Consider the following 1,466-nt stretch of genomic DNA (forward strand, 5'->3'; position numbering starts at 1 on the left):
AACGCGCGATGGCCAAGCCGGCTCGGCCAAAGATTTTCTCCTGCCGGTACAGCGGCAAATGGTCAGCGAACTTCGCCACCATCACATGAGCCAGCAGGCCTGCGGTAGGTATTCCCTTGTCGATCACCTGGGCTGGCACCGGTGCCTGGATCAGTGTTTCGCACTGACGGCAGGCCCATTTCCCACGCACATGCTGCTCGACGGTGAACACGCCAGGTGTGTAATCCAGCTTTTCGCTCACATCTTCGCCGATGCGCTGAAGCTGGCAGCCGCAGGTGCACTGGGTATTTTCCGGCTCATGATGGATCACGGTGCGTGGAAACTGCGGCGGCAGCGGCGCACGCTTAGGTTGCTGACGTTTCTCTTCTGGAGCGGGAGCTGGCTGAAGTGCCGTCAACTCAGCGTCGATAGCTTCAAGGTCAGTGTTGAGCAGGTCGTCGAGCAAGTTGCCTTGCTCGGGGTTGATCTGCTCACTGCGCTTGGCAAACCTGTGCCGCTTGAGGATGGCGATCTCGTGGATCAGCTGTTCGATGATGGTTTGATCGCGGTGGATCTTTCTGCCCATGGTATCGACCTTCGACATCAACTGCGCAGCGAGGGCACGCAGTTGGTCGGGGGTCATTTGGTCGAGGTCAGACAAGGAAGTCATGCCTTGGATTTTACCAAAGCAGATCGCCGACGGCAGTAATCCAAGCGGCTAATTGCAGTTTTAAAGCAGTGTAATGGCGCCGCCAGCTCCAACGCGCTGCCACGGCAGACCGAGCACCAAGGCCTGAAGTTGTTCGGTGTCCAGTTCCAGCTCGCTACCTTGTCGAATGCCTGGCCAGTGGAATTTGCCTTGATTCAACCGCCGTGCCGCCAGCCAAACACCAATTCCGTCATGAACCAGCACTTTCATTCGATTGGCTCGTCGATTGGCAAAGAGATAAGCGCAGTGCGGCTTCGCCGCACCGAATACCGTAATGACTCTGGCCAACGCAGTCTCGGTACCGGCGCGCATATCCATGGGCTCAGTGGCGAGCCAGATGGCGTCGATACGGATCACTTGGCAAGCCCACGGATAAAACGGGCGCACCCATCAGGATCTGAGGATGGCCACGTCACCGTGAGGTTTTGCTGGCCGAAAGGAACCTCGATGCTGACGGACTTTTGCAGATCTGGCTGGGTTTCTGGCGCCAGTTTCACCGGAACGAAAGCGGGCAAAGCCGGCGCCTGGCGATCACGATAAATAGGTATCCACTTTCGAACCAGGTTGGCGTTGATGCCATGGCGCAGGGCTACGCTGGTCAGCGAGACGCCAGGTTGCAGGCATTCCTGGACGATCTGGGCTTTAAAGGGTTTGGGGTAAGAGGTTCTTTGGCGCATGGCGATCCTGATGATAAGGGCGATAGTGTCCACGTATTTTTAAGTGGAGAACATCGCCCTTATCGCGGGGATCGGGTAGGTGACTTTGGCGGACGGTTACA

The 1,466-nt window shown here is 57.3% G+C and carries 3 protein-coding genes; all 3 read right to left on the bottom strand.

What is annotated here, in order from left to right:
* The coding region (locus ACZ3HH_RS29330; RefSeq protein ID WP_465809996.1) for a transposase at nt 1-649 on the bottom strand (649 nt) is incomplete at its 3' end.
* A 60-nt stretch (nt 650-709) separates the two neighbouring features.
* Entirely contained in the window at nt 710-1,045 is a 336-nt protein-coding gene (gene tnpB / locus ACZ3HH_RS29335) for an IS66 family insertion sequence element accessory protein TnpB (RefSeq protein WP_465809998.1), read from the bottom strand.
* Nucleotides 1,042-1,398: an IS66-like element accessory protein TnpA gene (gene tnpA / locus ACZ3HH_RS29340; protein ID WP_465810000.1), complete on the bottom strand. Its 357-nt coding sequence runs from the start codon at nt 1,396-1,398 to the stop codon at nt 1,042-1,044. The genes tnpB and tnpA overlap by 4 nt, the downstream gene beginning before the upstream one ends.
* Between the last annotated feature and the right edge of the window lie 68 nt (nt 1,399-1,466).

Source organism: Pseudomonas sp. PME37.24/025 (assembly GCF_055556615.1).